Origin of the sequence: Hydrogenophaga sp. (assembly GCF_041633695.1) — a bacterium.
Taxonomy (GTDB): Bacteria; Pseudomonadota; Gammaproteobacteria; order Burkholderiales; family Burkholderiaceae_C; genus Hydrogenophaga.
The window spans coordinates 1-5,660 of the sequence record NZ_JBFJMY010000279.1 but is presented as its reverse complement, the minus strand read 5'-3'; the positions used below and the strand labels follow the sequence as shown (position 1 = coordinate 5,660).

The 5,660-nt window shown below is 63.5% G+C and carries 7 protein-coding genes and 1 pseudogene; 6 read left to right on the top strand and 2 right to left on the bottom strand.

What is annotated here, in order from left to right:
• Positions 1-739 (bottom strand): extracellular solute-binding protein (locus tag ABYB95_RS15915; protein ID WP_372659539.1); only part of this gene is annotated, 739 nt, incomplete at its 3' end.
• A 97-nt stretch (positions 740-836) separates the two neighbouring features.
• Here ABYB95_RS15915 and ABYB95_RS15910 point away from each other — a divergent pair.
• A complete protein-coding gene (locus tag ABYB95_RS15910; RefSeq protein ID WP_372659538.1) occupies positions 837-1,775 on the top strand; it encodes a patatin-like phospholipase family protein in 939 nt (312 codons plus the stop codon).
• Positions 1,776-2,005: 230 nt separating this feature from the next.
• Here ABYB95_RS15910 and ABYB95_RS15905 read toward each other — a convergent pair whose 3' ends face one another.
• Positions 2,006-2,548 (bottom strand): phasin family protein, encoded by a 543-nt coding sequence (locus tag ABYB95_RS15905; protein ID WP_372659537.1) that lies wholly within the window; start codon positions 2,546-2,548, stop codon positions 2,006-2,008.
• A gap of 316 nt (positions 2,549-2,864) precedes the next feature.
• Here ABYB95_RS15905 and ABYB95_RS15900 point away from each other — a divergent pair, with 316 nt between their 5' ends.
• The 5 genes and pseudogenes from ABYB95_RS15900 to ABYB95_RS15880 all read left to right on the top strand — a co-directional run.
• Complete coding sequence (locus ABYB95_RS15900; RefSeq protein WP_372659536.1) at positions 2,865-3,893, top strand: histone deacetylase; 1,029 nt, start codon at positions 2,865-2,867, stop codon at positions 3,891-3,893.
• Positions 3,890-4,339 carry an acyl-CoA thioesterase gene (locus ABYB95_RS15895; protein ID WP_372659535.1) on the top strand — a complete coding sequence of 150 codons (450 nt, stop codon included), beginning with the start codon at positions 3,890-3,892 and terminating at the stop codon, positions 4,337-4,339. The genes ABYB95_RS15900 and ABYB95_RS15895 overlap by 4 nt, the downstream gene beginning before the upstream one ends.
• On the top strand, positions 4,336-5,064 hold the full coding sequence (locus ABYB95_RS15890; RefSeq protein WP_372659534.1) for a nitroreductase: 729 nt from the start codon (positions 4,336-4,338) through the stop codon (positions 5,062-5,064). The genes ABYB95_RS15895 and ABYB95_RS15890 overlap by 4 nt, the downstream gene beginning before the upstream one ends.
• Positions 5,065-5,108: 44 nt before the next feature.
• A complete protein-coding gene (locus ABYB95_RS15885) occupies positions 5,109-5,456 on the top strand; it encodes an FKBP-type peptidyl-prolyl cis-trans isomerase (RefSeq protein WP_372659533.1) in 348 nt (115 codons plus the stop codon).
• A gap of 6 nt (positions 5,457-5,462) precedes the next feature.
• Positions 5,463-5,660: pseudogene (locus ABYB95_RS15880) on the top strand (D-glycerate dehydrogenase); the annotation flags it as partial.

Here is a 5,660-nt window from a genome sequence, read left to right as displayed (position 1 = left end):
CGCGCACCTTCTCCACCACCGCCACATCTTCGGGCGTTTTGGATTTGACCAGGCGCGCCAGGTAGTAGGTGTTGGTGAGCGCCACGCCGCATTCGCCCGAAGCCACGGCCTTGATCTGGTCGGTGTCGCCACCTTTGGGCGAACGCGCCATGTTGTTGACCAGGCCTTGCAGCCAGGCTTCGCCCTTCTGGTCGCCCAGGCGCTCGATCACGGTCGAGAACAGCGACAGGTTGTAGGGGTGGGAGCCCGAACGGGTGCAGAGCAGACCTTTGAGCTTGGGGTCGGACAGTTGCTCGTAGCTGGCCACATCGGCGGCCTTGACGCGCAGCGGGTCGTACACGATCACGCGGGCGCGGGTGGAAAAACCGGTCCAGGTCACACCGTCCTTGGTCGCATCGGCGCGCAGGTTGGCCGGAATGGCGGCGTCCAGCTTGGCGGACTGGATGGGCTGGAACAGGCCTTGGCTGTCGGCCGAGGCCATGCGCGCGGCGTCCACCAGCAAAATCACGTCGGCCGGAGAGGCCGAGCCTTCGGCCCGCAGCCGGGCCACAATGCCAGCGTCGTCCGAATCCACCCGATTGACCTGTATGCCCGTGGTCTTGGTGAAGGTGTCGTACATCGCCTCGTCGGTCTGGTAGTGGCGGGCGGAGTAGATATTGAGCACTTTGTCTTGTGCTTGAACGCCAAAGGCGGCTGCGGTGGCGGCGAGGACAATCGACAACTGGGCAAATGCTTGCATTTCAGGCTTCCATGGTGAAACAAACAAGGCGTCCAACGATCAGCAAGTGGCTGTTCGGGCGCGGGGTAAACTGGATCAAATCTTAACAGAAACGCGAATGGTTCTCAATAAAGTTCTTAACACGGGTGCCTTGCTCGGTCTGATTCTCTTGACCGGATGCAGTCTGATGCCGCAGGCCGATCCGTCCGGGCCTGTGTCGGTTGCCACCACGCCACCTGCTCCGGTGGTGGAAGTTGAACGCCGCGCGCCGCGCCTGGGCCTGGCTTTGGGAGGCGGCGCGGCGCGCGGTTTTGCCCACGTGGGTGTGATCCAGGTGCTGGAGCAAAACGGCATCCGGCCCGACGTGGTGGTGGGTACGTCGGCCGGCAGTCTGGTCGCCGCCTTGTACGCCAGCGGCCAAAGCGGCGCCGAACTGGAAAAATCGGCCCTGGCCATGGAAGAGGCCACCCTGACCGATTGGTCGCTGCCGATTTTCGGGCGCGGCATGCTCAAGGGCGAGGCCTTGGCGCGCTACGTGCGACAGGCCGTGGATGGCCGTTTGCTGGAGAACATGGTGTTGCCGCTGGGTGTGGTGGCCACCGATCTGGGGAACGGGCAGGGGATTCTGTTCCGCCGGGGCGACACCGCCACCGCCGTGCGCGCTTCAAGCGCGGTGCCGGGCGTGTTCGAACCGGTGCGCATCGCGGGTCGAGAGTATGTGGATGGCGGCCTGGTGGCACCGGTGCCGGTGCGTTACGCCCGGGACATGGGGGCCGAAGTGGTGCTGGCGGTGGATATCTCCAGCCAGCCGGAAAACAACGCGGCCGATGGCAGTTTTCGGGCCTTGCTGCAAACCTTTGCCATCATGGGCCAGAGCATCAACCGGCACGAACTGGCGGGCGCCGACGTGGTGCTGCGCCCGGCTTTGGTTGGCATGGGCAGTGCCGACTTTTCGTCGCGCCAGCGCGCGATGGCGGCGGGGCGGGCCGCCATGCAGGCGGCGTTGCCGCAGCTCAAAGCCGAACTGGCTCGCTTGCGAACGGTCAGCGCCAAGTGAAGGTCGAGGTGGGCGCGAAAGTGCTGGGCCGAAAAAAAGCCCTCACGTTGCCGTGAGGGCTTAATGGGTCCGATGAAATCGAATTTCGAAAAGGACCCGAGGAGACAACCAGAGAGAAGGGTCTGACAGCCTGCGGTGCCTGTTGAGGCTGGCCGCAGGGGCCATAGATCACAGTGTGCCTGAGCTTTGCGACTCAGATCGCCGGATCAGCGGCATCAAACCCCTGCAATTCAGCGTTTCTTGGCAGCGGTCTTGCTGGCGTTCACCGCGGTCGAGGTCACGGTGTTGAAATTGGACTCGGCCATTTCGGTCGCTTGCTTGACAGCTTTCTGAACCGATTCCATGGCGTTGTTGGCGGCCGACACGGCGCTCTTCATCACGGCCACGGCGGACTCGGAGCCAGCTGGTGCGTTCTTGGCGGCGTTGTCCACAACGGCCATGAATTTCTTCTGCGCGTCGGTGGCTTGCACTTCGGCGGCTTTGCCGAATTCGGCACCGGTGCCGGAGGCGATGTCGTACAGGTGGCGGCTGTAAGCCACGGTTTTTTCGGCCAGGGGTTGCATCAGGCTGGCTTGCAGCGTGAGCAGTTCCTGCGCGTCTTTGACGCTCAGCATGGCCTGGGTGCTGTTGGCGGACTCGGACAGTGCGGCCTTGGTGGCTTGCACATTGAGTTCAACCAGCTTTTCCACGCCTTCGAAGGCTTTCTGGGTCAGACCAAAAATGGTCTCGATGTTGGCTTTTTGGGCGGCAACGATTTGTTCGGCGGTCAACATATTCATACTCCTTGGCTTGTTTAACAGGGCTTAGTTGAAGCTGCGTTTGAACACCGCATGCAACGTCGAGGACGTTGCCACCTTGTTCCTTTTGCTGCGCTGCAACATAAACCCAATTATATGGATCAACGAAAGCCACGCAAGCTCTTTTTGTTGCGGTGCAACATATTAGAGTGGGTTTTCTAGAATCTGCAAAGTCACAGCGCTTTCACCCAGGTATTGCCCAGCCGCCACAATGGCGGTTGACCGTTCAGCCATCCCCCTCCGCCCAGCGTGGCCGCCGCATCCGGCGTCTGCCTTCACCCCCCCTCTAACCGTGCACGCGTACTACGCCGACCATTTCGTCTTGCCATTGCCCAGTGGCCACCGCTTTCCCATGGCCAAGTACGCGCGTTTGCGCGAGCGGCTGGAGGCCGAATTGCCCGAGGTGCATTTGCACGAGGCCTTGGCGGCCAGCGCGGGTGAACTGGCGCTGGTCCACACACCTGGCTACATCGACGCGGTGGCGCAGGGTCGTTTGACCGCAGCGGCGCAGCGCGAAATCGGTTTTCCCTGGAGCCCGGCCATGGCCGAGCGGGCCCGCCGCTCTGTTGGCGCCACCGTGCAGGCTTGCCGCACCGCCATGGGCGGTGCCGGTCTGGCGGCCAATCTGGCCGGTGGCACGCACCACGCCTACGCCGACAAAGGCAGCGGCTTCTGCGTGTTCAACGACGCGGCGGTGGCCGCGCGTCTGATGCAGGCCGAACACGCGCGGCGCCACCGCACGGGTGGCGCGCTGCGGGTGGCCATCATCGACCTGGATGTGCACCAGGGCAATGGCACGGCCCGGGTGTTTGCGGACGACGACACGGTGTTCACCTTGTCGCTGCACGGCGCCAAGAATTTCCCGTTTCGAAAAGAGCCCAGCGATCTGGATGTGGAGTTGCCGGATGGCTGCGAGGACGTGGCCTACCTGGAGGCCCTGGAGCAGGCGCTGGACGAGTTGCAGCGCCGTTTCGAGCCGGGTCTGGTGATTTATCTGGCCGGCGCCGATCCGCACGAGGGCGACCGCCTGGGGCGCCTGAAGATCAGCTACGACGGCCTGGAAGCACGCGACCGCCGCGTGATGGACTGGGCCTGGCAGCGCCAGGTGCCGCTGGCTTTTGCCATGGCCGGCGGCTATGGCCACGATCTGGACTCCACCGTGCAGGTGCAGATGAATACCTACCGCACGGCGTTGGACTACCACCGCCGCTGGCAGGCGCGGCGCACAGCCGCCGCCAGCGGGCACATGCCCGCGCAAACGCAGCGCCTTGCAGACGCGACAGAGACGCGGACCGGTGGCTGGCAGAATTTCGCACCATGAGCACCCCACCCGCCACCCCCAGACCACAGGCCTTGCCACGGCAGGCCTACGCGGTTTTCCGCACCATCGGCACCCGCTGGATGGACAACGACGTCTATGGCCACGTGAACAACGTGGTGTACTACAGCTGGTTCGACACCGCCGTGAACGGCTATTTGATCGAACAAGGCGCGCTCGATATCCACGCCGGTCGCACCATCGGTCTGGTGATCGAGACCCAGTGCAATTATTTTGCCCCGCTGGCTTTTCCACAAACCGTGCACGCGGGTTTGCGCGTGGGGCATCTGGGCAGCTCCAGCGTGCGCTACGAAGTGGGCCTGTTTGCCGAAGATGGTGAAATGGCCGCTGCCTGTGGGCACTTCGTACACGTTTACGTGGACCGCGAGACCCGACGCCCAGTGCCTTTGCCCGAATCCCTCAAGAAAACCCTGGAGACCCTGAGATGAGCCAAAACCCGATAGCCGTTGGCCCCGTGATCGACGCGGCCAGTGTCGACGCCGCCATCACCAGCCGCATGTCGGCCCGTGCCTTTCTGCCCAAACCGGTGCCACGCGCCACCATCGAACACCTGCTGCAACTGGCCAGCCGGGCACCCTCGGGCACCAACACCCAGCCCTGGAAGGTTTACGTGCTGCAGGGCGCCAGCCGCGACAGCCTGGTGGACAAGGTGTGTGCGGCGCACGACGCGTTGCGCGCCGATCCCTCGCTGGCCGAGCAGTACCGAGAGGAATACGATTACTACCCGGAAAAATGGGTCAGTCCCTACATCGATCGCCGGCGCGAGAACGGTTGGGGCCTGTATGGCTTGCTGGACATCACCAAGGGCGACAAGGACAAGATGCACGCCCAGCACCAGCGCAACTTCCGCTTCTTCGATGCACCCGTGGGCCTGATGTTCACGCTGGACCGGGTGATGGGACGCGGCTCGCTGGTGGACTACGGCATGTTCATGGAGAACCTGATGGTGGCGGCGCGTGGACATGGTTTGCATACCTGCCCGCAGGCGGCCTGGAACGGCTTTGCCCAGATCATCCTGCCGCATGTCGGCGCCGGCGCCTCCGAAATGCTGGTCTGCGGCATGTCCTTGGGCTATGCCGATCCAGAGCACATCGTCAACACTTTCCACACACCGCGCGAGACGGTGCAGAGCTTCACCACCTGGCTGGAATAATCCAGGCCTTCAACCAAGCAAACCACTTAACCAAGGAAGACACCATGAACACCACACCCAGCGGCCTGCAATACGAAGACACCGTGATCGGCCAAGGCGAAACCGCCCAGACCGGCCGCAACGTGCAAGTGCACTACACCGGCTGGCTTTTCAACGACGGCGTGCAAGGCGCCAAGTTCGACTCCAGCAAAGACCGTGGCCAGCCGTTCGAATTCCCGCTGGGCGCCGGTCACGTCATCAAAGGCTGGGACGAGGGCGTGCAAGGCATGGCCGTGGGCGGTACGCGCCGCCTGGTGATCCCTGCGGCCCTGGGCTATGGCGCACGCGGTGCAGGTGGCGTGATTCCGCCCAATGCCACCTTGTTGTTCGAAGTGGACCTGCTCGCGGTCTGATCGGCCATGCAGCAGAGCAACAAGCCCGCCGTGCTGGTGGCGCGAGCCGTTTTTCCAGAGGTGGTGGCGCGGCTGCGCACGCACTTCGAGGTCGAGACCAACGACGCCGACGAAGTCTGGACGCCAGCGCAACTGATCGCCAAACTGCAAGGCAAGGTGGGCGTGCTCACCTCGGGTGCGGAGCGCATCAACGCCGACCTGCTG